The sequence below is a fragment of the Aromatoleum sp. genome (assembly GCF_032027225.1).
In the GTDB taxonomy this organism is placed as follows: Bacteria; Pseudomonadota; Gammaproteobacteria; order Burkholderiales; family Rhodocyclaceae; genus Aromatoleum.
The window spans coordinates 39705-60594 of record NZ_JAVSMM010000004.1 but is presented as its reverse complement, the minus strand read 5'-3'; the positions used below and the strand labels follow the sequence as shown (position 1 = coordinate 60594).

General features: G+C 67.2%; 19 protein-coding genes and 2 pseudogenes. 2 read left to right on the top strand and 19 right to left on the bottom strand.

What is annotated here, in order from left to right; translation table 11 throughout:
* Positions 1 to 117: 117 nt before the first annotated feature.
* The 15 genes and pseudogenes from hpf to ROZ37_RS06430 form a co-directional block, all read right to left on the bottom strand.
* Entirely contained in the window at positions 118 to 441 is a 324-nt protein-coding gene (gene hpf / locus ROZ37_RS06495; protein WP_312658392.1) for a ribosome hibernation-promoting factor, HPF/YfiA family, read from the bottom strand.
* Positions 442 to 470: 29 nt separating this feature from the next.
* Positions 471 to 1904 carry an RNA polymerase factor sigma-54 gene (locus ROZ37_RS06490; RefSeq protein WP_312658391.1) on the bottom strand — a complete coding sequence of 478 codons (1434 nt, stop codon included), beginning with the start codon at positions 1902 to 1904 and terminating at the stop codon, positions 471 to 473.
* Between the two features lie 22 nt (positions 1905 to 1926).
* The gene (lptB, locus tag ROZ37_RS06485) at positions 1927 to 2649 is read right to left on the bottom strand and encodes an LPS export ABC transporter ATP-binding protein (protein WP_312658390.1); all 723 of its coding nucleotides are present in this window, start codon (positions 2647 to 2649) and stop codon (positions 1927 to 1929) included.
* Positions 2636 to 3085, bottom strand: coding sequence for a recombination regulator RecX (recX, locus tag ROZ37_RS06480; protein WP_312658389.1), 450 nt, complete (start codon positions 3083 to 3085; stop codon positions 2636 to 2638). Before recX ends, lptB begins: the two co-directional genes overlap by 14 nt.
* A 9-nt stretch (positions 3086 to 3094) precedes the next feature.
* A complete protein-coding gene (gene recA / locus ROZ37_RS06475) occupies positions 3095 to 4126 on the bottom strand; it encodes a recombinase RecA (RefSeq protein WP_312658388.1) in 1032 nt (343 codons plus the stop codon).
* A gap of 63 nt (positions 4127 to 4189) precedes the next feature.
* Positions 4190 to 4687, bottom strand: a complete 498-nt coding sequence (locus tag ROZ37_RS06470; RefSeq protein WP_312658387.1) for a nicotinamide-nucleotide amidohydrolase family protein — start codon at positions 4685 to 4687, stop codon at positions 4190 to 4192.
* Positions 4688 to 4691: 4 nt separating this feature from the next.
* Positions 4692 to 5174 carry a phosphatidylglycerophosphatase A gene (locus tag ROZ37_RS06465; RefSeq protein WP_312658385.1) on the bottom strand — a complete coding sequence of 161 codons (483 nt, stop codon included), beginning with the start codon at positions 5172 to 5174 and terminating at the stop codon, positions 4692 to 4694.
* Between the two features lie 45 nt (positions 5175 to 5219).
* A complete protein-coding gene (thiL, locus tag ROZ37_RS06460; RefSeq protein WP_312658384.1) occupies positions 5220 to 6179 on the bottom strand; it encodes a thiamine-phosphate kinase in 960 nt (319 codons plus the stop codon).
* 135 nt (positions 6180 to 6314) lie between these two features.
* A complete protein-coding gene (locus tag ROZ37_RS06455) occupies positions 6315 to 7367 on the bottom strand; it encodes a TAXI family TRAP transporter solute-binding subunit (protein WP_312658383.1) in 1053 nt (350 codons plus the stop codon).
* Positions 7368 to 7399: 32 nt separating this feature from the next.
* The gene (locus tag ROZ37_RS06450) at positions 7400 to 7885 is read right to left on the bottom strand and encodes a hypothetical protein (RefSeq protein WP_312658382.1); all 486 of its coding nucleotides are present in this window, start codon (positions 7883 to 7885) and stop codon (positions 7400 to 7402) included.
* A gap of 90 nt (positions 7886 to 7975) precedes the next feature.
* Positions 7976 to 8113: pseudogene (locus ROZ37_RS22070) on the bottom strand (double zinc ribbon domain-containing protein); the annotation flags it as partial.
* 153 nt (positions 8114 to 8266) lie between these two features.
* Positions 8267 to 8908 (bottom strand): c-type cytochrome, encoded by a 642-nt coding sequence (locus ROZ37_RS06445; RefSeq protein ID WP_312658381.1) that lies wholly within the window; start codon positions 8906 to 8908, stop codon positions 8267 to 8269.
* Positions 8909 to 9006: 98 nt separating this feature from the next.
* Positions 9007 to 10053, bottom strand: coding sequence for a UDP-N-acetylmuramate dehydrogenase (gene murB, locus ROZ37_RS06440; RefSeq protein ID WP_312658607.1), 1047 nt, complete (start codon positions 10051 to 10053; stop codon positions 9007 to 9009).
* A 4-nt stretch (positions 10054 to 10057) separates the two neighbouring features.
* Positions 10058 to 10522: a PACE efflux transporter gene (locus ROZ37_RS06435; RefSeq protein ID WP_312658380.1), complete on the bottom strand. Its 465-nt coding sequence runs from the start codon at positions 10520 to 10522 to the stop codon at positions 10058 to 10060.
* Positions 10523 to 10655: 133 nt separating this feature from the next.
* Entirely contained in the window at positions 10656 to 12716 is a 2061-nt protein-coding gene (locus tag ROZ37_RS06430) for a DUF6600 domain-containing protein (protein WP_312658379.1), read from the bottom strand.
* 335 nt (positions 12717 to 13051) lie between these two features.
* On the opposite strand from ROZ37_RS06430, the gene ROZ37_RS06425 reads away from it, so the two are divergent.
* The gene (locus ROZ37_RS06425) at positions 13052 to 13675 is read left to right on the top strand and encodes a PEP-CTERM sorting domain-containing protein (RefSeq protein WP_312658378.1); all 624 of its coding nucleotides are present in this window, start codon (positions 13052 to 13054) and stop codon (positions 13673 to 13675) included.
* Positions 13676 to 13717: 42 nt separating this feature from the next.
* Here ROZ37_RS06425 and ROZ37_RS06420 read toward each other — a convergent pair whose 3' ends face one another.
* Positions 13718 to 14731, bottom strand: coding sequence for an NAD(P)-dependent alcohol dehydrogenase (locus ROZ37_RS06420; RefSeq protein WP_312658377.1), 1014 nt, complete (start codon positions 14729 to 14731; stop codon positions 13718 to 13720).
* Between the two features lie 457 nt (positions 14732 to 15188).
* Here ROZ37_RS06420 and ROZ37_RS22065 point away from each other — a divergent pair.
* Positions 15189 to 15632, top strand: a pseudogene (locus ROZ37_RS22065) (YbaN family protein); the annotation flags it as partial.
* 49 nt (positions 15633 to 15681) lie between these two features.
* Here the strand turns inward: ROZ37_RS22065 and ROZ37_RS06415 are convergent.
* From ROZ37_RS06415 to ROZ37_RS06405, 3 genes are all read right to left on the bottom strand, one after another.
* Positions 15682 to 18846, bottom strand: a complete 3165-nt coding sequence (locus tag ROZ37_RS06415) for a transglycosylase domain-containing protein (RefSeq protein ID WP_312658376.1) — start codon at positions 18844 to 18846, stop codon at positions 15682 to 15684.
* A 120-nt stretch (positions 18847 to 18966) separates the two neighbouring features.
* A complete protein-coding gene (locus ROZ37_RS06410; RefSeq protein WP_312658374.1) occupies positions 18967 to 19896 on the bottom strand; it encodes a branched-chain amino acid ABC transporter permease in 930 nt (309 codons plus the stop codon).
* 67 nt (positions 19897 to 19963) lie between these two features.
* Positions 19964 to 20848 carry a branched-chain amino acid ABC transporter permease gene (locus ROZ37_RS06405; protein WP_312658372.1) on the bottom strand — a complete coding sequence of 295 codons (885 nt, stop codon included), beginning with the start codon at positions 20846 to 20848 and terminating at the stop codon, positions 19964 to 19966.
* Between the last annotated feature and the right edge of the window lie 42 nt (positions 20849 to 20890).

The window sequence follows — 20890 nt, the reverse complement described above, 5'->3', positions numbered from 1 at the left end:
CCAACGCGGTGCCGGGCAGGCCGGCACCGCGTTGGTGCGGGAAAGATCGTCGGGTGTGCTGAAGCGGGGCTGAAACCCGCGGATTATATACACACCCGCGAGGGGGGGACGTAAAGATCAGAGTTCGGTGTTCTGATGCTTCAGGGCATCGTGGTTGTGATCGAAGGATTTTTCCTTGTGCTTCACCACCTGACGGTCGAGCTTGTCGGCCATCGCGTCGACCGCCGCGTACAGGTCGCCGTCTTCGCTTTCGACATAGATGTCCTTGCCGCGCACGTGCAGGGTCACTTCGGCCTTCTGCCTGAGCTTTTCCACCGAAAGAATCACGCTCACGCTCGTCACGTTGTCGAAGTGGCGGATGACGCGATCGAGCTTGTTCGTGACGTATTCGCGGATCGCAGGCGTGACTTCGACGTGACGGCCGGTGATATTGAGATTCATGATGTTTCCTCTTGTTAAATCGTCTTGCGTTAAATCGTCTTGCGCAGGCTGACCGGGGGGATGTTGAGCGATTCGCGGTACTTGGCGATCGTGCGTCGCGCGACGACGATGCCCTGTTGCCCCAGCAATTCGGCGATCTTCGCGTCGGACAGCGGCTTTTTCCGGTCCTCGGCATCGATCAGTTGGCGGATCAGCGCGCGGATTGCGGTGGAGGACGCGGCGCCGCCGGTGTCGGTGGCGACGTGGCTGCCGAAGAAATATTTGAGTTCGAACACGCCGCGCGGCGTCGCCATGAACTTCTGCGTCGTGACCCGGGACACGGTCGATTCGTGCAGTTCCAGCTGGTCTGCGATCTCCCTCAGCGTGAGTGGACGCATCGCCACCTCGCCATAATCGAAGAACTGCCGTTGCTGGTCAACGATGGCCTGGGAGACGCGCAGGATGGTGTCGAAGCGCTGCTGGACGTTCTTGATCAGCCACCGCGCCTCCTGCAGCTGGCTGGTCAGCGCACCGCCCGAACCTCGGTTCTGCTGCAGGATGCTCGCATACAGCGAGTTGATCCGCAGCTTCGGCATCGCCTCGGGATTCAGCGTCACCGCCCAGCGTCCGCGCTGCTTGCGCACGACGACGTCGGGCATGATGTAACGCATTTCCTGCGCCGAATGCTGCGAGCCAGGATGCGGGTCGAGGCTGCAGATCAGCATGTGAGCGGCGCGCAGCGCGTCGTCGTCGCAGTCGAGCAGGCGCTTGAGGCGGACGAAGTTGCGCTCGGCGAGGAGTTCCAGGTGCTGGTCGACGACCTTGAGCGCGAGGTCGCGCACCGGCGACGACGGCATCGCGCGCAGCTGCAGGCTCAGGCACTCCTGCGGATTGCGCGCCCCGACCCCCGCGGGATCGAGGTTCTGGACGTGGTGCAGCGCGATCGACAGGTCGTCGAGGTCGAATTCGAGTTCGGGCGGCAGCAGGGGCAGCAGGTCGTCGAGCGACTGGTTGAGATAGCCGTCGTCGTCGAGCGCCTCGATGATGAAGCGCACCAGGGCGCGATCGCGATCGGACAGCGGTGACAGGCTGACCTGCTGGTCGAGATGATCGCGCAGCGAAGTCTCGGCGGCCTGGAATTCCTGGAAATCGGTGTCGTCCTCGTCGTCGCGATTCGACGACGAGCCGCCCGCGCTCGCCCACTCGCCGGCTTCGTCGAAGCTCGCGGGCTCGCTCTCGTTGCGCCGTTCGTCCTGCGGCGCGGGGGCTTCGGCTTCGCTGGCGGTCGACGGGGACGACGACGGCGCGGGCGAGAAATCGCCGGCGTCGCCTTCCTCGCGCTCGAGCATCGGGTTTTCGAGGAGGAAACGCTCGAGTTCCTGATTCAGCTCGAGCGTCGACAGCTGCAGCAGCTTGATCGACTGCTGCAGTTGCGGCGTCAGCGTCAGGTGCTGAGAAAGTTTGAGCTGTAGGGTCGGCTTCATGACACGATCGGCGGAGTCGGGCTCAAAGTCGGAAATGTTCGCCGAGATAGACCTGGCGTACCTGCTCGTTCCCGACGATCTCGTCGGGTTGGCCGCTCGCAAGGACGCGCCCTTCGCTGATGATATACGCGCGGTCGCAGATGCCGAGCGTTTCCCGAACGTTGTGATCGGTGATCAGCACACCGATGCCGCGATCCTTCAGGAAGCGGATGATCTTCTGGATATCGAGCACCGCGATCGGGTCGACGCCGGCAAACGGTTCGTCGAGCAGGATCAGGCGCGGATCGGTCGCAAGCGCGCGGGCGATCTCGCAACGCCTGCGCTCGCCGCCGGACAGCGAAATCGCCGTGTTGGCGCGCAAGTGCGTGATGCCCAACTCCTCGAGCAGCTCCTGCAACCGTTGGTCGATTTCTTCCTCGGAGATATCCTGCAACTCGAGCACCGCGCGGATGTTCTCCTCCACGGTGAGCTTGCGGAACACGCTCATTTCCTGCGGCAGGTAGGACAGTCCGCGCTGCGCGCGCGCGTGGATCGGCAGGTGCGTGAGCTGTGCGCCGTCGAGCGTGATGTCGCCGCCATCGGCGCGCACGAGCCCGACGATCATGTAGAAACAGGTGGTCTTGCCGGCGCCGTTCGGCCCGAGCAGGCCGACGACTTCGCCGCTGCCGACTTCGAAACCGACGTCATGGACGACCGTGCGCGTCTTGTAGCGCTTTTTCAGGCCGTCGACCTTAAGCAGACTCATCGGGCGTCTCTTTCAATAACTTCCGGATCACGTCGCCGGCGAAGCCGCGACTCTGCAGAAAACGCGCCTGCTTCGCCCACTCCCGCACATCCGCGGGCGCGCTGCCGAACTTCGCTTGCCAGACGGCGCGCGCGCGGTCGAGGTCGTCGTCACCGCATTCGGCATCGATCGCCTCGTCGACCGTCTCGGGTGCGACGCCTCGCCGGGCAAGCTCGTGGCGCAGCCGCGAGGTGCCGAAACGCGCCGCCTTGCCGCGCACCCAGGCTTCGGCGAAACGGCGATCGCTGAGCAGACCCAGTTCGGACATGCGGTCGAGAACGTCATCGATTTCATCGGGCGTGCCGTGGGAAGCCAGCTTGCGGGCGAGCTCCGCCCGCGAATGGTCGCGACGCGCGAGATATCGCACCGCGCGTTCCCGCAGGCTGGTTTCCGGCATCTCGGACGATCAGGCCGCAGCGGCCGGTTGCGCCGGCTCCGTCGGCATCTCCTTCAGGCCGACGGCGACGCGCACCTTGTTCTCGATCTCGCGCGCGAGGGCGGGGTTCGCACGCAGGAACTCGCGCGAGTTGTCCTTGCCCTGGCCGATCTTCTCGCCGTTGTAGGCGTACCACGCGCCCGACTTGTCGACGATCTTGTGTTGCACGCCGAGGTCGATGATCTCGCCTTCGCGCGAAATGCCTTCGCCGTAGAGGATGTCGAAGTGCGCTTCCCTGAACGGCGGCGACACCTTGTTCTTTACGACCTTGCAGCGCGTCTCCGAACCGACGACCTCGTCGGCCTTCTTGATCGCGCCGGTGCGGCGGATGTCGAGGCGCACCGAGGCGTAGAACTTCAGCGCGTTGCCGCCGGTCGTCGTCTCCGGGTTGCCGAACATCACGCCGATCTTCATCCGGATCTGGTTGATGAAGATCACCAGCGTGTTCGTGCGCTTGATATTCGCGGTCAGCTTGCGCAGCGCCTGGCTCATCAGACGGGCCTGCAGGCCGGGCAGCTGGTCGCCCATCTCGCCTTCGATCTCGGCCTTCGGCGTCAGCGCCGCGACCGAGTCGATGACGACGATGTCGACGCCGCTCGAGCGCACGAGCATGTCGGCGATCTCGAGCGCCTGCTCGCCGGTGTCCGGCTGCGAGATCAGGAGGTCCTGGATGTTCACGCCGAGCTTCTCGGCGTAGCCGACGTCGAGCGCGTGTTCGGCGTCGATGAAGGCCGCGGTGCCGCCGATCTTCTGCATCTCGGCGATGACCTGCAGCGTGAGCGTGGTCTTGCCCGACGATTCCGGGCCGTAGATCTCGACGACGCGGCCGCGCGGCAGTCCGCCGAGGCCCAGCGCGATGTCGAGTCCGAGCGAGCCGGTCGACACCGTCTGGATGTCCTTTTCGACGTTTCCGTCGCCCATCCGCATGATCGAACCCTTGCCGAACTGCTTCTCGATCTGCGAGAGCGCGGCGGCGAGGGCTTTCGCCTTGTTGTCGTCCATGTCCTGTCCTTTCAAAACTTTCGCGAATTATGGCACAGCGCTTGCTGCGGCGCAGAACGGCGCTCAGCGCGCCAAGAGTAATGCATTTGTCATCATTCGGCGCAACGCGAAAACAACCGCCTGGCGGCGCACCGACTCGCGATCGCCGCTGAATTGTTGGGTTTCACAATGGACCGGAGCGCCGCGCTGCCCCCACGCGAAACACACGAGGCCGACGGGCTTCGTCGCGCTGCCGCCGCCGGGTCCGGCAATGCCCGAAACCGCGAGCGCGATGTCGGCGCGGCTGCGTGCGAGGCAGCCGGCGACCATCTCGCTGACCGTGTCCTCACTGACTGCTCCGGCCTGCGCGAGCGTCTCGCCGGACACCGCGAGCAGGTCCTGCTTCGCGTCGTTGGAGTAAGTGACGAAGCCGCAGTCGAACCACTCGGAACTGCCCGCGGTTGCGGTGACGACTTCCGCGATCCAGCCGCCGGTGCAGGATTCGGCGCACGCGAGCTTCCAGCCCGCCCGGGAGAGCCAGGTTCCGACTTCAGCAGACAAGGTGGCGAGTTCGGCGTCCATCCAGTTACCCCAGGAAACGTTTCAGCACGGCGAGCGCGAGAATCGCATAACCGGCGGCGATGAGGTCGTCGAGCATCACGCCGAAGCCGCCCTTCACGCGACTGTCCGCGAGGCGGATCGGCTGCGGCTTGACGATGTCGAAGAAGCGGAACAGCACGAAGGCGACCGTCTGCCACGCGAGTCCGACCGGAGTGAAGAATAGTACCAGCCAGAACGCGACGATCTCGTCCCAGACGATCCCGCCGTGGTCCGACACGCCGAGCGCGCGTCCGGTTCGATCCGCCGAGATCACGCCGGCGACGAAGAAGCTCACGAGCAGCGCGAGGAACACGGGGTCCGAAACGGGCGTCCGCAGCAGCGGGTAGAACAGCCAGGCGACGAGCGTCCCGCAAGTCCCGGGCGCCCGCGGCGACAGGCCGGCGCCGAAGCCGAGCGAGATGAAATGGGCAGGATGGCTGAGCAAGAGGCGCAGAGTGGGGCGCGTCATCGAGGAGGCGTGCATCGCGAGGGCGGCGGAGACTTCGGGAAGGCGTCAGGCGAAATGATCGTAGCCGCGGGCGTCGGGCGCGCGCAGCGTCCCGTCCGCTTCGCGGATCACCAACTGGCGGGCGTCGGGCGTGAGCGTGCCGATGCGATTCAGCGGAAGCCCAAGGCGGCTCTGCAGCGCGGCGAGTGAGGGGCGCGCCGACGGCGGAGCGCTGAAGAGCAGTTCGTAATCGTCACCGCCTGCGAGCAGGCAGCGGCGAGCGAGGCGCGGATCGGCACCGGTCGCGAGCAGCGGCTCGAGCGGCAATGTCGCGGCGTCGAGGAGCGCGCCGACGTTGGAGCATTCGAGGATATGCCCGAGGTCGCCGACGAGACCGTCCGAGACGTCGAGCATCGCGGTCGCGATGCCGCGCAGCGCGAGACCGGCGTCGACGCGCGGCTGCGGGCGAGTCAGTGCGTCGAGGCAGCAGGTTGCGGCGTCCGCATCGAGCACGACGTCGCCCCGCAGGTGGGCGAGGCCGAGCGCGGCGCGACCCGGCTGGCCCGTCACCCAGAGGTCATCCCCCGCGCGGGCGCCGGCGCGGGTGACCGCCTCGCCGGCCGGCACTTCGCCGATTGCCGTCACGCACAGGTTCAACGGGCCGCGCGTCGTGTCGCCGCCGACGAGGTCGACGCCGAAACGTGCGGCGAACGCGAAGAGTCCCCGCGCGAACGCGGCGATCCATGCTTCGTCGGCGGTCGGCAGCGCGAGGGCGAGCAGCGCCCAGCGCGGCTCGGCGCCCATCGCCGCGAGATCGGAGACGTTCACCGCGAGCGTTTTCCAGCCGAGCGCTTCCGGATCGGTGTCGGCAAAGAAATGGGTGCCGGCCACCAGCATGTCGGTGGACACGGCAAGCCGCATCCCGGCGCGTGGCGCGATCAACGCCGCGTCGTCGCCGACGGCGAGTTCGGTGTGTGCGGCAGGGCGCGTGAAATGGCGGCGAATCAGGTCGAATTCGGAAGGCATCGCGGTCGGGCGGCAGCGGGAGGTTCGGCGAAAAGCTTAACAGACCCGACCGGCCCGACCTATTTGCAACGCCGACCACGAATGCGGGCGCGGCGGCGACCCGGCGCTAGCGACGCACCCGCCGATCTCCGCGTCCTACTGGCACAGCCCCAGGATCTGCTCCTGCTGGCTGCAGGCGCGAGTTTTCGTCGCAGCCCTCGACGCCGCCCTCGCGTTCGCGCAGCCGCGCAACTCCCGCTCCATCGGCGAAAAGTAGGACCAGCCCTTGCCGAGAGCCGGCAGCGCGAGATCGACTTCGCTCCACTTCGGATGCCCTTCGGCCTGCAGCTTCGGAAAGTTCTCGCACAGCGACGCGGCGAACTTCGACAGGTAGCCGATCGTCTCCGGGCGGTTGTAGTTGTACGTGACGAGGAAAGCCTTGACGGCGATGCCCGGGATATCGTCCGTCAGCAGGTTGGGGTAGTTTGCGGCGCGGACCGTCGCCGGAAAGTAAGTGCGCAGCGCCGCGCGCGTCGCCTCGTGATCGCGATCGAGCTTGAGCAGCTTGATGTACTGACGCACCTCGGGCTTCATCTCGACGAGCAGCTTCGCGGGCTGACCCGCGACGACGACGACGACGTCGAGCGATTTTTCGGTCAGCAGCTTGACCAGCGCATCCTCGTTGGAAAGAAAGCTCGCATTGCTCTCCGGGATCGCCGAACCGAACATCTGCCGGTAGAGGGTCGTCGCGGACAGAGCGGTCCCGCTGCCGATCGGGCCGACGTTGATCTTCGCGTCCCGGATCTGGTGGACGAAATCGAACGGCGCGTTCGCGCGGACGATGAAGTAAATCTCTTCGTTGTAGAGCGGCATGATCACGCGCAACGGGCGCAGCACCTGTGCGGCCTCGGCGTTGCCCTCGTTCGCCTGGTCGAGGAAGGCCTGGTAGACGTCCGACTGGACCATCGCGAACTTCACGCCCGGCTCGTAGCGCAGCCGCCGCACGTTTTCGGCCGAGCCGGCCGATGGCAGGACTTCGAGCGAGATGTCCGCGCTGGGTGCGACGAATTTCGCGATGTCGCGTCCGATCTGGATGTACGTGCCGCGCTCCGAAGCGGTCACGATCTTGAATTCCGCGGCGGCGAACGCGACCGCGCCGTGGAGCGCGAGCGCGACGAACGCCAACAACCCGGCTGCCCGGTGTCTCATGATGTTGCCTCCCCTCGGTTTTGTTCGAATTCTCAGTTACACAGCCCGAGCGCCGCGACTTCCGGTGTGCACGAATAGCTGCCGGGCGGCGCCTGACTTCCGTCCGCCGCGGTGGCGGCTGGTGCTTCGCGACTTGCGGTCGGCTGCGTCTCGTCGACCGACAGCGGCGGGTCGTCGGCTGTGGGAGACGGAGCGACGTCCGGCAAGGGCGGCGGTGTTCTCACAGGAACGACTTCCGCCGCGACGATCGCGGATGAGGGAGGGACGGCGCCGAGCGTCGCGTCGATCGTCCCCGGCGACGAAGGGCTGGCGGCGCGAGCCCGCTCCGCGTCGGCGGCGTCTCCTTCTTCGGAGGGGGTGTAGGCGCGGTAGAGAAGCGCCGCGGTCGCCGCGATCACTACGAAGAGGAGCGCGCGCGCGCCGACGTCTTTCCGCTGCCCGCGGCGAAAGACCGGAGACGGGTCGAGAGCGCGAGCGGCCGCTGCCGCGTTTGCGGAAGCGGTCGAACTGGGGGGCATGACATCTGCCCGAGTGCTCGCGACCCCTTCGGGTTCCTGTCGAGCATCTTCATCCTGGCCTTGGCCCGAGAACGACGCGCCGCACTTGTAACACGCGGTCGCGGCCGCGTTGTCGATCGCCCCGCAGTGCTGGCAAAGCTGCAAATGCATCGACGAGCCGCACGCGTTGCAGAATTTCGCGTCTTCCGGATTCTCGTGACTGCAGAACGAGCAGGGGCGCGTGTCCATAGGACAGAGAGTAGGGAAGAAATCTGCTCGCCTTCAAGGAGCGATTACAACCCGATACTCATTGCCGCCGCGCCTGAGTGGGCCGGCCCGTGGGGAACTGGTCGCGCCGAGGATCGCCGCCGGACGACCTGCTGCGAAAATGCGCTGTTGCGCCTAGTCGAGACTCGCCAGGTACTCGATTATCGGCTCGATGTCCGGTTCGCCGAGGCGCGCGATTGCGGCGCTCATTTCGGTGGAATTCCGGATGCCGGATTTGTCGACGTAGCGTTTCAGACTGAGCCGCAGGTACTGCGGCTGCTGGCCGGCGAGGCGCGGGAAGGTCTCGGAGCCGTGCGCGTCCGCCTGGTGGCAGGCGCCGCAGAAGCGCCGGTATTGCTCCGCGCCTTCGCGGGCACGCGGACCGGCGGTCGCGACTGATGGCCGCGCCGGCGCATTCGCGTAGTACAGCGCGATGGCCGCCTTGTCGCGCTCGCCGAGAACCTTCATCAGGCCTTCCATGAATTCATCGCGACGCTTGCCGGCGAGGAAGGCGTCGATCTGCGCGAGGATGTACGCCGGATTCTGGCCGGCGAGGTTCGGCACTTCGGGGAAGCGGCTGGTGCCGCTCTCGCCATGGCAGTTCGCGCAGAAGAAGGAAGCGCTGCGGCCTTCGCGGACGAGGCTGTCGCGCTGTTTGCCGTCTGCCGCCGCCTGTTGCAGATGCTCGCGTGCCGTCGTCGCGGCGTGGACCGACGGGCCTTGGCACAGAAGGCCTGTCAGAACGGCGACGAGCGCCAGGCGGCCGGTCGAACCCATTGAGCATCTCCGCAAACGAAGCGCGCCGCCGCCGGAAGACGGCGCGCCGGTATATGTGCGTCGCATTCTAACAACGAAAGCGCGTCGATGCCGGCGGCCTAGACGAAAACGGGTTCGGGTTCGAGGCGCACGCCGAAGCGGTCCGCGACGTCGCGCTGGATTGCGGCCGAGGCGCGTCGCACGTCGGTGCCGGTCGCGCCGCCGCGGTTGACGAGCACCAGCGCCTGCCGCTCGAAGGCCCCGACGGGGCCCAGGCTTCGCCCCTTCCAGCCGGCGCGCTCGATCAGCCAGCCCGCGGCGAGCTTGATGCTGCCATCGCGCTGCGGATAGTGGGGCAGGTCGGGATGGTCGGCCGCGAGCCGGGCGAAGGTGGGACGGTCGACGATCGGGTTCTTGAAGAAGCTGCCCGCGTTCCCGATCACCGCAGGGTCGGGGAGCTTGCGGCGGCGGATCGCGACGACCGCGTCGGAGATGGCGCGGGGCGTCGGCTCGGTGATGCGCTGCGCGTCGAGCTCCGCCGCGAGGTCCGCGTAGCGCGCGACAGGCTGCCAGTGTTTCGGCAGGCGGAAGATCACCGACGTGATCAGCGCGACGCGCGCCATCTCATGTTTGAACACACTGTCGCGGTAACCGAAACGACAGTCCGAGCGGGTCAATTGCAGCGCGGGACCGGGTTCGAACGGCACCGCGGTCAATGCATGAAAGCGATCGGCGATTTCGAGGCCGTACGCACCGATGTTCTGGATCGGTGCCGCGCCGACCGTGCCGGGGATCAGCGACAGGTTCTCCAGACCGGGCCAGCCCTGGTCGAGCGTCCATCGCACGAACTCGTGCCAGTTCTCGCCGGCTCCTGCTTCGACGTACCACGCGTCCGCATCCTCGCTGACGAGACGGCGGCCCGGGATCGCGACTTTCAGCACGAGGCCGTCGAAATCGCCGGTCAGGATCACGTTGCTGCCGCCACCGAGCACGAGCCGTGGTGTCTCGCGCCAGTCCGGACGGGCGGCGAGCGCGGCGAGTTGCGCGGCGTCGGTGATCGATGCGGCCTGGCGCGCGCGCGCCGGCAAGCCGAAGGTGTTCAGCGACTGCAGATCGGCGTCGTGTTCGATCCGCGGCAGCGCCGACGGGAGATCGCGCGGTGGCATGTCCTTAATTGGCACCGGCCGCAGCCTTGTCCTGTTCGATCGGAAAGATGCGGTCGTACGCGAAGTTGAACCCGAAGGCATACAGCACGTACGCGCTCGCGAGCCCGATGTCGGCAAGCAGCGCCTCGAGCGAGCTCATGCCGGTCCAGGCCATGATCACCGGCAGGCTCATCATCAGCAGTCCGCCTTCGAAGCCGATCGCATGCAGCGCGCGCAGTCGGAACGGACGGCGATCGGCGGGCCGGCCGGTCAAGCGTCCTTCGACCCAGTCGAAGCAGAAGTTGTAGCAGCCGTTCCAAATTGCAGCGATCAAGGCGATGACCGCGAGCAATCCGATCGAGTCGGCGATGGGGACGCCGCTCGCCCATGTGAACGGCGGCGTGATCAGTGCGAGCCCGCCGAGTTCGAACAGCGCGATCTGGCGCACGCGATCGGGAAAGGAGCGAAGTTTCGGGGAGGTGGACGACAAGGCGATCGGGGCGGATGCGACGGGCACGCCACGATAGAGCGCGAACGATACGAAAGCAACCGCTGCGCCGCAGCATTCGTGGAAGGGCCGCCGCCTCACGCGCAGCCCTTCCTCGTCGCGCCGTCCGCGACGGTTACGGGCGATCCCGGGACATGTCCCTGTCGTCCCGCCCGCCCGGCTCCCCGCCCCGGCGTCGCGCGTCCCGTTCCTGAGCGGAGCGCTGTTGCTGGAGCCGCTGTTGTTCCCGTTGCAGCTCGCGCTGTTGCTCGATCGCCTGACGCTGCTCGTGCCGGTCACGCCCGTGTTCGCGCTGCTGCTCGTCGAAACGCTGTCGCTCCTGCGCGTCCCGCCGCTGCTGCTGCTCGAACTGACGTTGCGTGCGATCGCGCAGTTCCTGCTCGCGACGTCGTTCGTCGGTCCGCTGCTGCAGATCCTGCCGGCTGCGCTGCTCGAGTTGCTGCTCCTCTCGCCGCGAGGCTTCCGCCTGGCGCCGGGCTTCGAGCTGCTGCAACTGCTGCTGGCGCAATTGTTGCGGGTCCCGTTCCCGTCTTTCCTGTTCCTGCTGCCGCGGTGCGTTCAGGCGCTGTTCGCGTTCCGGCGGCGACTGCCGCGGTTGAGGCACGAGCCCGTCTTGCTGGCGCGACTCCCGGAAGCGTTCGCGGCGCTCGGCATCGCGTTGCACTTGGTCGCGATCGCGATCGCGACCATCGTCACGGCGTTCCCGCGGGATCGTGCCGAAGGGTTCGAGCGGTGCAGGACGCCTGTCTTCGCCGGCGACCGATGAGCGCACATCCCGGTCGCGCGCAGCATCGCGTTGGCGGCGGCGAAGGTCGTCGGGGTCGTCGCGGTCCGGCGCCGTGCGCCGCTCCGAGCGAACGTCTTTCTCGGGCGAGCGTTCGCTGCGCTCCTGCCGGAAGTTGCGCACCGGCTCGAAGGGCGGGACGGGCGTGGCGACGCGGGGAAGTTGCCAGCGATCGTCGTCGAGCCGTCTCGCGTCGCGGAAGACCGGGCGGGACTCGCGGAGCACGTCGCCGCGGACCAGCGTCACCGCGTTGCGATGGTCGCGGTACGCGTAGCGCGCATGCCGCCGGTCGCGCTCGACGCGCGTGATCTCGACGACGTTCGTGACGTGGGTGATGTTGATCTCGCGGACGTAGGACCGGCTGTAGTGGTAGCTCGGTAGATAGATTTCCCGCGGCGCGAGCGGAAACCAACCGACATACGCGGGCCCCGACGACACGACGACGCCCGGCATCCCCAGCCACACGACCAGCGCCGGCGCATAGACGGGTCGCGCGGCATAACGCCCCGGCACCCACGCCCATCGCTGCCCGAGCAGCACCCAGCGGCCGTAGTGAAACGGCGCGAAGCCCCACGGGGCGTCGTCGACCCAGGTCCAGCCCCACGGCGCGACCGAAACCCAGCGCCCGGAACGATAGGGCGCCCAGCCGGACGGGACGTCGCGCGGGTACCAGATCTCGCCGTATTCGTCCGATCTGCGCCAGTCGCCGTATTCGTACAGATCCTCGGCGCCGGTCATTTCCGGCGACACATGTCGGGGCGTGCCGAGTGCATCGTCGCGCTCGTCGCGCGCGAGCACCCATTCCGCGAAGTCGTCGTGCTCGGGGGCGTTCCAGCGCACGCTCGTTCCTTCGCCGCTGTAGACATCGGCGCGCCGCCCCTGCGTGACGACGATGTCGCTGTCGTCCGAGCGGAAATTGACGTCGCCCCGGTAGCTCGTCAGCGTAACCGTCGCGTCGTCGTGATCCACGCGGAATTGTCCGGGGCCGAGCGGGGCGACGAGGCCGTGTCGCGTTTCGACTTCGATCGCGGCAGCCCGCTCCGCACTGCGGAGGCGAACGGCGACGCTTCCTTCCTGGAGCCGCACGCGGATGCGCTCGTCGTCGAGCCTCAGGATGTCGACGGCGGTCCGGTTGCCAAGGCGCAGCGCGCTCGAGCCGATCCGGATTTCGGCGAGACCGTCGTCCCCGGTCGCGATTTCGTCGCCGCCAGTCAAGGGCCAGTTCAGCGTCGCGTCTTCCCATCGGCGGCCGTCCTCGCGCCGCATCGAGACGTCGCCGTCGAGCAGTGAAAGACGGCCGACGCGCGACGGCGGATTGGACGGCGCGGCCTGCGCGCACGCGAAGACGATCAGCAGCGGCAGGGCCAGCCAGTAACGAAGATGCGAAAACATGTCGAGTTTCAACTCCGGACGGCGCGACCGGCGGGAAGGACGGTCGGCGCGGGACTTCGGACTGCGGAAAAAACGGACTGCTGCCCATTCAACGTTTCGCGGCAGCGAATCGACGACATGCAGATATTGCCTCCGTCCGCTTCCCGGTGGACGTCCGCAGTTCTTCGGCGGGGTAACAAAGTGTCGGAATTCTTTACGGTTGACGCGGGTATTTTTCCCACGTTAACGGCTATGTCATTGTCGGAAAGAGCATCTTTGGAAATGGCATGAATTATGCTGAAATCGCAAATTGCTGCTCCTCCGGGGCGTCTTCCCGATAAAAACAGAGGTCACGGATGACTAACTCGAAGAAAACGTTCCCGTTCGTACTGGCTGCCGCAGCGGCGGCGTTGTTGCCGTCGGCCGCTCAGGCGCTGGCGCTCGTCGATGTCGAGAATCTTGACAGTTATGCAGGCATCGCGACGGTCACGGTGACGAAGGCCTCGCCCGGCGCGTCGGGCAAAGCCGAGCAGGTCACGAGCTACAGCATGGTATGGAACGGCGCGAACCGTCCTTACGCTTACGCGGTGTCGGTCGCGCCGGGTCTGTCGCAGTTCATGGTCGATTTCAGGTCGCTGTTTCCCGGCCACGCGCCGACGTCCTTCGGCTGGCGGCTGTTTTCGCTCGATTTCGAGCAGGCGGAGCTGGGTTTGAGCGACCTCGGCATCGGCTCGGCGGAGATCGGGAGCCTCGACGACGTGCTTCCGCTTGCGCTGACAGCGACCGATTTCGCCGTCTGGGAGGAGACGGTCCAGCAGAGGACCTTCAGCGCCACCTACCGTCTGTTCCTCTTCGATGTGGGTTCCGTCGCGGCACCGGTCGCGCTTCCGGTTGCCGCGGTTCCCGAGCCCGGCCTGCTGGCGCTCCTCGGAATCGGTCTCGGCGGGCTCGCGGTGACGCGCCGGCGCAAAGCGGCCTGACGGAGCGGTTCGGCCTGCGTCGCGCCCACGCCGGCCGGCGTATCAGTGCGCGATGCAGACCTTGCCGAAATGCGCGCCGCTCGCGAGATATTCGAGCGCGGCGTGCAGTTCGTCGAAGGCGAACACGCGGTCGACGACAGGCCGCATCCGGTGCTGTGCAACCGCCGCGCTCATCGCGAGAAAATCGTCGCGGCTGCCGACGGTGATCCCTTGCAGGCGGACGTGGCGCGTGACGACGAGGCCGAGCGATGCGCTCAGTGAGGACCCGGCGAGGACGCCGATCATGCTGAGCGTGCCCCCGGGGCGGATCGCACGCAGCGACTGCGGCAGCGTCCCCTGGCCGCCGACTTCGACGATGTGATCGAGGCCTTCGCCGCCGACGATCTCTCGCGCGCGCCGTCCCCATTCGGGCTCCTCGCGGTAATTGATCGTCTCGTCGGCGCCGAGCTTCTTCGCCCGCGCGAGCTTGTCGTTGCTCGATGAGGTGCACACGACGTACGCGCCGAGCATCTTCGCGAACTGCAGCGCGAAGAGCGACACGCCGCCGGTGCCCTGGATCAGCACCTTGTCGCCGGGCGCGAGCCGGCCTTCGGTCACGAGGGCGCGCCATGCGGTGACTGCCGCCGTCGGCAGCGTTGCCGCTTCGGCGTCGTCGAGATGCGCCGGCGCGGCGGCGATGCCGTCCTCGGGCAGAACCATGAATTCAGCCATCGTGCCGTCGATCTCGCAGCCGAGGCTGCGCGCGAGACGCGCGGAATTCGGTTCGCCGCCCATCCAGCTCTGGAAGAACAGCGGGCACGCCCGGCCGCCGGGCGCGAATCGCGTGACCCCTTCGCCGATCGCGTCAACGACACCGACCCCGTCGCTGAGCATGATCAGCGGCAGCGCCTGCATCCGCGAGCCATAGCCGTGCCTGGGCACGAGCAGGTCCCGGTAATTCAGCGCTGACGCCCGCATCCGCACCCGCACCTCGCCCCGACGCGGTTGCGGATCGGGGCGCGTGCCGAGCCGCAGGTTTTCGGGCAACCAGTCTTCCTCCATCTGGAATACTTTCATCAGCGTCTCCATCTCGGTCCCGGACAAGGTCCGGTGCAGATATTCAAAGGGAAAAATGCGCGGCGCGCAGTGTTGCTGCAGCGCGAACGTTCCGCGCGGGCCGTTCGACTTTGCGCCACGCTGGCTGTCGAAGGCCGGTTGGGCCGGTCGTTTTACCGCAAACGCGTCAGTGAGGATTTTGCCCGTCGGAGCGCTGCGGCAGTAGCCCGGGAAGCCGGTACGGCCAACTTCGTCCCGGGGCCGCGACGGGCTTTGGCGGACTCGGCGCAAGCGCGCGGATTTGCGTTTTCCGGCAGTCGGGTCGATAACGATAGCTGGCCCGGCAGCGCGTCGCGGGCGGCGAGGATTGACGAAACGCAAGGCGACCCGGTGCGCACGCGTGATGCAGTGCACCTCCTGAGAGGCATGCAGAAGACGGGAGCGACCAGCGGATGACGGTCGGACGCAGGAAAACGCGATGATGGAAGAAGGTCGTACCGCCGGAAGCGATGGTCGGGCGGACGTCTGCGCGTCGCCGCATGCCGGTCACGCTTCGCGGCCGGAACTGCCTCGAGTCGCGGACGCCGGCGCCGAGCAGCGCCGGCACGCGCGCCACAAGGACGCGACGCAGGATGACCGGGTGCGCTGGCCCTTCGCGCTGCTCGCGTACGGATGCGTCGCCCTCGCGGTCCTCGGCGTCGTCCTGCCGGGCTTGCCGACGACGCCTTTCGTCCTTGCCGCGGCATGGTCGGCCCGGCGCGGCTGCCCGTCGCTCGACCGCTGGCTGCGCTCGCACCGCCGTCTCGGCCCGTTGCTGCATCACTGGGAGACGCGGCGCGAAGTGCCGCCGCGCGCCAAGCTCGCGATGGTCGTGTTGCTGACCCTGAGCTGGGCCATGCTCGCTGCCGGGAGCGACGGGCCGTTCGTGCCGGCGGCGGCCGCGATCGGGTTTGTCGCGATCGCGGTGTTCGTTACAACGCGCCGGAGTCTCGTGGCGGAGTCGGATTCTCCGACGGATCGGTCTCCTGCAGAGGATCCGTCTCGTCCGGCACGACGACCTCTTCGGGCGGAGCCGCTTGCGGTGCCTGCGTCGTTGGCGGAACGGGGGGCGGCGGCGCGGCGAGATACGGCATGAGGATCGGCGTCATCGACTTCAGGATCTGAACCGGCAGGCCCGACGTGAAGCGGAACGACGCCGCTTCGCGCCCGATGACGTAGGCGGTCAGCGTGCCGAAATGGCGTGGGCCGAGATAGAACACGAAGGTTGCGGTGCGGTTCAGCGCGACGCCACGGCTGCCCGAGACGACAATGCGGTTGTCCCCGGTTCCGGTCTTGCCTCCGACCTTGACCGGCGTGCCGTCGGGTAGCGTGAAAGCGCCCGCGAGACGGCGCGCGGTGCCCCCTTCGACGACTTCCGACAGCGCGCCGCGCAGGGCCGCCGCGACTTCCGGCGCCATCACGCGTTCGCCGGCGTCGGGCCGACGCGTGAGGAGCGTCTCGTAAGGGGTGCCGGCCGCGAAGTGCAGCCGCTCGATGCGCGCGCTGCGCAGGCGAACCCCGTCGTTGACTATGATCCCCATCAATTCGGCGAGTGCGGCGGGACGATCACCGGCGCTGCCGAGCGCGGTCGCGAGCGACGGCACGAGGTGGTTGAACGGATAGCCGAGGCGCGCCCAGCGGCGATGGATCTCGAGGAAGGCTTCGACTTCGAGCATCGTGTAGATGCGCGAATCCTGCGCGTTCTTGAAGCGCGTCCGGAACAGCCAGCGGTAGACGGCCTGGCGTTCGTCCTCGCTGGCCTCGACGGCCTCGCCATAGCTCGCGCCGGGGTTCGCCATCAGATAGCCGGCGAGCCAGAGTTCGAGGGGATGGACGCGCGCGATGTAACCCTGGTCCGGCAGATCGAAGCTGCCGGGCGCGTAACGCTTGTAGAGGGCGGCAAGGCGCGCGTCGCCGAGTTCGACGCCGGGCAGACGGCCGCGCAGGAACTCGTTGAATGCGGCGGCCGGCGCGGCTGGATTCAGGTAGCGGTAGGCGGCGGCGAAGCGGTCGGCGGTCGGGCGCAGGCCGTCGAGCAGCGTCGCCTGGATTTCCTCGGCTTTCAGGCCCCGGTACTTGCGCCAGAAGCGGCGCAGGAACACCTGGCCTTCCCGATCGGCGAAGCGCGACAGGTACTCGTCGCGGCGCGGATCGCTGTCGTCCTCGAGCAGTTTCGCCGTGCTGCCGGGGACCTGATACATCGTGTGGCGCACGAGTTCGCGCATCAGGCGCACGAACGGGAGGTTGATCGATTCCTGCAGCGCTTCGCGGATCGTCGGCACCCGCCCGTTGTCTTCCTTGCGGAAGTTGTTGAAGGTGTGCAGACCACCGCCGGTGAAGAAGGCTTCGCCGGGGCTCGCCGAGAACGGCCGTTCGAGCGCGGCTTCGAGCATCGCCGGCAGGTTGCGGTCGCTCGTCGCGATAAGGTAGTCGAGGGCCCAGCGCGTCAGTCGGTCCTGATGGTCGACCGGCGTCTTGCGCAGCGTCTCGACCGACTCTTCGGAATATTTGCGGTGCAACTCGGCGACGAGTTCGAGGTAGGTCGCGAGCACACGCAGCTTCGCGGTCGAGCCGAGTTCGAGCTTGCTGCCTTCGTTGATGTCGAGCGGCTGGTCCGTGGTGTCGGTCTGCACCCTCACGCGATTGCCGTCGGAGGTGCGCTCGAACAGCGTGAAGCTGTAGCGCACGTCCTTCAGCTGTGCGGGCGTCAGCAGCCGCTCGCCGATGATGCCGGTTTCACGCGCGAAGTCGGGGTCGGCGAGCCGTCCGAGATGCTCGCCGACCGCCTGCTGCAGCCGCTGATCGAGCGTCGCCGAGACGTCGACGTCGAGGCGGTCGAGGTCGTACAGCGACACGCCGAGCATGCCGGCGAGACGCGTGCGCACGAGCGTCGAACCCTTGTCGGCGGTGACCGGCGTGCGCGGCGGGTTCGCGATGCTGTCGCGGAACTTCAGACGCTGTGCGAGCGCGGCGTCGCGCAAGCCCGGGCCGATGACCTTCGCTTCGGCGAGGACGCGCAGGTGCGCGTCGGTGAGTTGCGCGAGGTCGTCGCGGCCCCGGCCGAGGTAATGCGACGGCCGGCGGTGGGCGATCATCAGTCCCAGGACTTGCCGCAATGCGAGGCCCTGTGCTGCGAGGACGTCGCCTTCGCCCTCGGCGCCCGCGAGCAGTTCGTTGGTGCGCGCGAAGTCGGCGCCGAACCATACCCACAGGCCGTCGCCGAGCCCGTGCACCTCGCCGTAGACCGGGGCCGCCGACAGCGGCACGGTGTTGAGGTAGTCGAGCACGAGGTCGCGGCGCACCGGCAGCGTCTCGCGTCCGCCGCGATACGCCCGCACGCTCGCCGACACCATCTGGCGCAGCTTTTCCTGAGCCGAATAAGTAACGCCGTCCGGAGAGTGGCGGAATTTCTCGATCTGCGTCGCGAGCGTGCTGCCGCCCGGGGTGTTCAGGTCCTCGTCGACGATCTTCGCGAGTTGCGCGAGCGCGGCGCGTCCGAATCGCGCCCAGTCGACCGCCGGGTTCAAGTACGGTCGCTCGGCGTCGAGCAGGTCGCGGTTCTCGATGAACAGCAGGCTCTGCGCGACGCGTGTCGGGATCTGCTCGAACGACGCGTAATTGCGGATCGGGTATGACGCGCTGTACACCGGCTCGCCGTACGCGCCGTCGACGTCGAGCCCGGCGCGCGTCTTTTCACGATAAGGCGGGAAATACCCCCGCGCGGTGAAGTCCATCAGCGCGGGCGAGAACCGCGCCTGGCTTTCGACCGCGAGTCCGCGGGCTTGCAACCGCTCGATGAAGCTCGGCAGCAGCGCGTAGCCGAGCCGGACGTCGAACGGGCCGTGGGTGGGGAAGCGGATCGCGTCGCTCGGACCGGACTCGACCCGGAAGCGGAGGTCGTCGGCATAGCGCGAGATCTCGCTCGACTGGAACCAGGAGGTGCGCATCTCGAACATCGCGAGGGCCACGGCCGCGATGATCGCGAGCAGCAGCAGGACGAGGACGAGACGTTTGAAAATTCTCCACCACCGGTGAGGTGACGGCTTGTTTGCAGTGTTGCCGGACACGGTTCCGCCCGAGTTATCCAATGGCGGCATTATCCCGAGTTCCGGCGCGGTGCGGGATCCGTCGCGCGCCAAAAAAACAACACTTTGGCGCGCTGCCGACAGTCGGCGGGAGGAAGGCATCGCGCGGGCCGATGGCGGGAGGGGAGAAGCCTAGATCCGGATCCCCGAGCGCTTGATCAGCACCGCCAACTCGCCGACGATTCCGCGGCGGAACGCGAGCACGCAGATCACGAAGATGACACCGGTGAGCACGCCGACCCACTGTCCGAGCTGGGCGCCGTAGTTCTGCAGGCCGACGACGACGGTTGCGCCGACAACGGGGCCGAACACCGTGCCCATGCCGCCGAGCAGCGTCATCAGCACGATCTCGCCCGACATGTGCCAATGCACGTCGGTCAGCGACGCGAGCTGGAACACCAGCGTCTTCGTTGCGCCGGCGAGCCCGGAGAGCGTGGCCGACAGCACGAAGGCGAGCAGCTTGTAGCGGTCGACGTCGTAGCCGAGCGACACCGCCCGCGGCTCGTTCTCTCGAATCGCCTTCAGCACCTGGCCGAATGGCGAGTGGATCGTGCGGTGGATGAGCCAGAAACCGCCGAGGAAGATCGCGAGGACGAAGTAGTACATGTTCAAGGGCTCGCCGAGATCGACGATGCCGAACAGGCGTCCGCGCGGCACGCCCTGCAGCCCGTCCTCGCCGCCGGTGAAGGGGAATTGCAGCGCGAGGAAATACATCAGCTGCGCGAGCGCGAGCGTGATCATCGCGAAGTAGATTCCCGAGCGGCGGATCGCGAGGCTGCCGAAGAGAAAGCCGAGCGCGGCCGCCATCGCGGTGCCGGCGAGGACCCCCAGCTCGGGCGTCAGGCCGATTTCCTTCACGACGTAGCCGCAGACGTAGCCCGCCCAGCCGAGAAAGGCGGCGTGTCCGAACGACAGCAGGCCGGTGTAACCGAGCAGCAGGTTGAACGCGCAGGCGAACAGCGCGAAGCACAGGATCTTCATCACCAGCACCGGATAGATGATGAAGGGCGCGACGAGTCCGAGAACGATCAGGACGACCCAACCGATGGTTTTGCCTTTCATTGCGCCCGGTCCGGTTCAGAGGGTTGGTGGAGGTGGCGATGCATGCGTGCTTTCCGCGCTCGGCGGCTCAGCGCTCGCGCCCGAAGAGGCCCGCCGGCCGCAGCAGCAACACGACGCCCATGATCACGAAGATCACGACCGCGGACGCTTCCGGGTAGAACACGCGGGTGAGCCCTTCGACGAGCCCGAGGCCGAGCCCCGTGATGATCGAGCCCATGATCGAACCCATGCCGCCGATCACGACGACCGCGAACACGACGATGATCAGGTTCGACCCCATCACCGGGTTCACCTGGAACAGCGGTGCCGCGAGCACGCCGGCGAATGCTGCGAGCGCGACGCCGAAGCCGTAGGTCAGCGTGATCATCAGCGGCACGTTGATGCCGAAGGCCTGCAGCAGCTGCGGGTTCTCCGTTCCGGCGCGCAGATAGGAGCCGAGCTTCGTGCGCTCGATGATGTACCAGCTGCCGAAGCAGACGACGAGCGAGACCGCGATGACCCACGCGCGGTACTTCGGCAGGAACATGAAGCCGAGGTTGAAGCCGCCGGACAGCAGCTCCGGCACCGGGTAGCTCTGCCCGGAAATGCCGAAGCGGTAGCGGAACAGGCCTTCGATGATCAGCGCGAGGCCGAAGGTCAGCAGCAGCCCGTACAGGTGATCGAGCCGGTACAGGTGCTTGAGCATCGTGCGTTCGATCAGCATGCCGATCGCACCGACGACGATCGGCACCGCGACCAGCGCGACCCAGTAGTCGATGCCGAGCGCATCCATCGCGATCCACGCGAAGAACGCACCGGCCATGTAGAGCGCGCCGTGCGCGAAGTTGATGATGTTCAGCAGGCCGAAAATGATCGCCAGACCGAGGCTCAGGATCGCGTAGAACGAGCCATTGATGAGCCCGATCAGCAACTGGCCCATCAGGGCCTGGATCGGAACGCCGAGGATGTCCATTTGGGGGAGCCTGGTTTCGACCCGCGGCCTTCGGCGCAGCAG

Coding starts and splice junctions, on each gene's coding strand:
- hpf (WP_312658392.1), bottom strand. CDS start 441: ATGAATCTCAATATCACCGGCCGTCACGTCGAAGTCACGCCTGCGATC.
- ROZ37_RS06490 (WP_312658391.1), bottom strand. CDS start 1,904: ATGAAGCCGACCCTACAGCTCAAACTTTCTCAGCACCTGACGCTGACG.
- lptB (WP_312658390.1), bottom strand. CDS start 2,649: ATGAGTCTGCTTAAGGTCGACGGCCTGAAAAAGCGCTACAAGACGCGC.
- recX (WP_312658389.1), bottom strand. CDS start 3,085: ATGCCGGAAACCAGCCTGCGGGAACGCGCGGTGCGATATCTCGCGCGT.
- recA (WP_312658388.1), bottom strand. CDS start 4,126: ATGGACGACAACAAGGCGAAAGCCCTCGCCGCCGCGCTCTCGCAGATC.
- ROZ37_RS06470 (WP_312658387.1), bottom strand. CDS start 4,687: ATGGACGCCGAACTCGCCACCTTGTCTGCTGAAGTCGGAACCTGGCTC.
- ROZ37_RS06465 (WP_312658385.1), bottom strand. CDS start 5,174: ATGACGCGCCCCACTCTGCGCCTCTTGCTCAGCCATCCTGCCCATTTC.
- thiL (WP_312658384.1), bottom strand. CDS start 6,179: ATGCCTTCCGAATTCGACCTGATTCGCCGCCATTTCACGCGCCCTGCC.
- ROZ37_RS06455 (WP_312658383.1), bottom strand. CDS start 7,367: ATGAGACACCGGGCAGCCGGGTTGTTGGCGTTCGTCGCGCTCGCGCTC.
- ROZ37_RS06450 (WP_312658382.1), bottom strand. CDS start 7,885: ATGCCCCCCAGTTCGACCGCTTCCGCAAACGCGGCAGCGGCCGCTCGC.
- ROZ37_RS06445 (WP_312658381.1), bottom strand. CDS start 8,908: ATGGGTTCGACCGGCCGCCTGGCGCTCGTCGCCGTTCTGACAGGCCTT.
- murB (WP_312658607.1), bottom strand. CDS start 10,053: ATGCCACCGCGCGATCTCCCGTCGGCGCTGCCGCGGATCGAACACGAC.
- ROZ37_RS06430 (WP_312658379.1), bottom strand. CDS start 12,716: ATGTTTTCGCATCTTCGTTACTGGCTGGCCCTGCCGCTGCTGATCGTC.
- ROZ37_RS06425 (WP_312658378.1), top strand. CDS start 13,052: ATGACTAACTCGAAGAAAACGTTCCCGTTCGTACTGGCTGCCGCAGCG.
- ROZ37_RS06420 (WP_312658377.1), bottom strand. CDS start 14,731: ATGAAAGTATTCCAGATGGAGGAAGACTGGTTGCCCGAAAACCTGCGG.
- ROZ37_RS06415 (WP_312658376.1), bottom strand. CDS start 18,846: ATGCCGCCATTGGATAACTCGGGCGGAACCGTGTCCGGCAACACTGCA.
- ROZ37_RS06410 (WP_312658374.1), bottom strand. CDS start 19,896: ATGAAAGGCAAAACCATCGGTTGGGTCGTCCTGATCGTTCTCGGACTC.
- ROZ37_RS06405 (WP_312658372.1), bottom strand. CDS start 20,848: ATGGACATCCTCGGCGTTCCGATCCAGGCCCTGATGGGCCAGTTGCTG.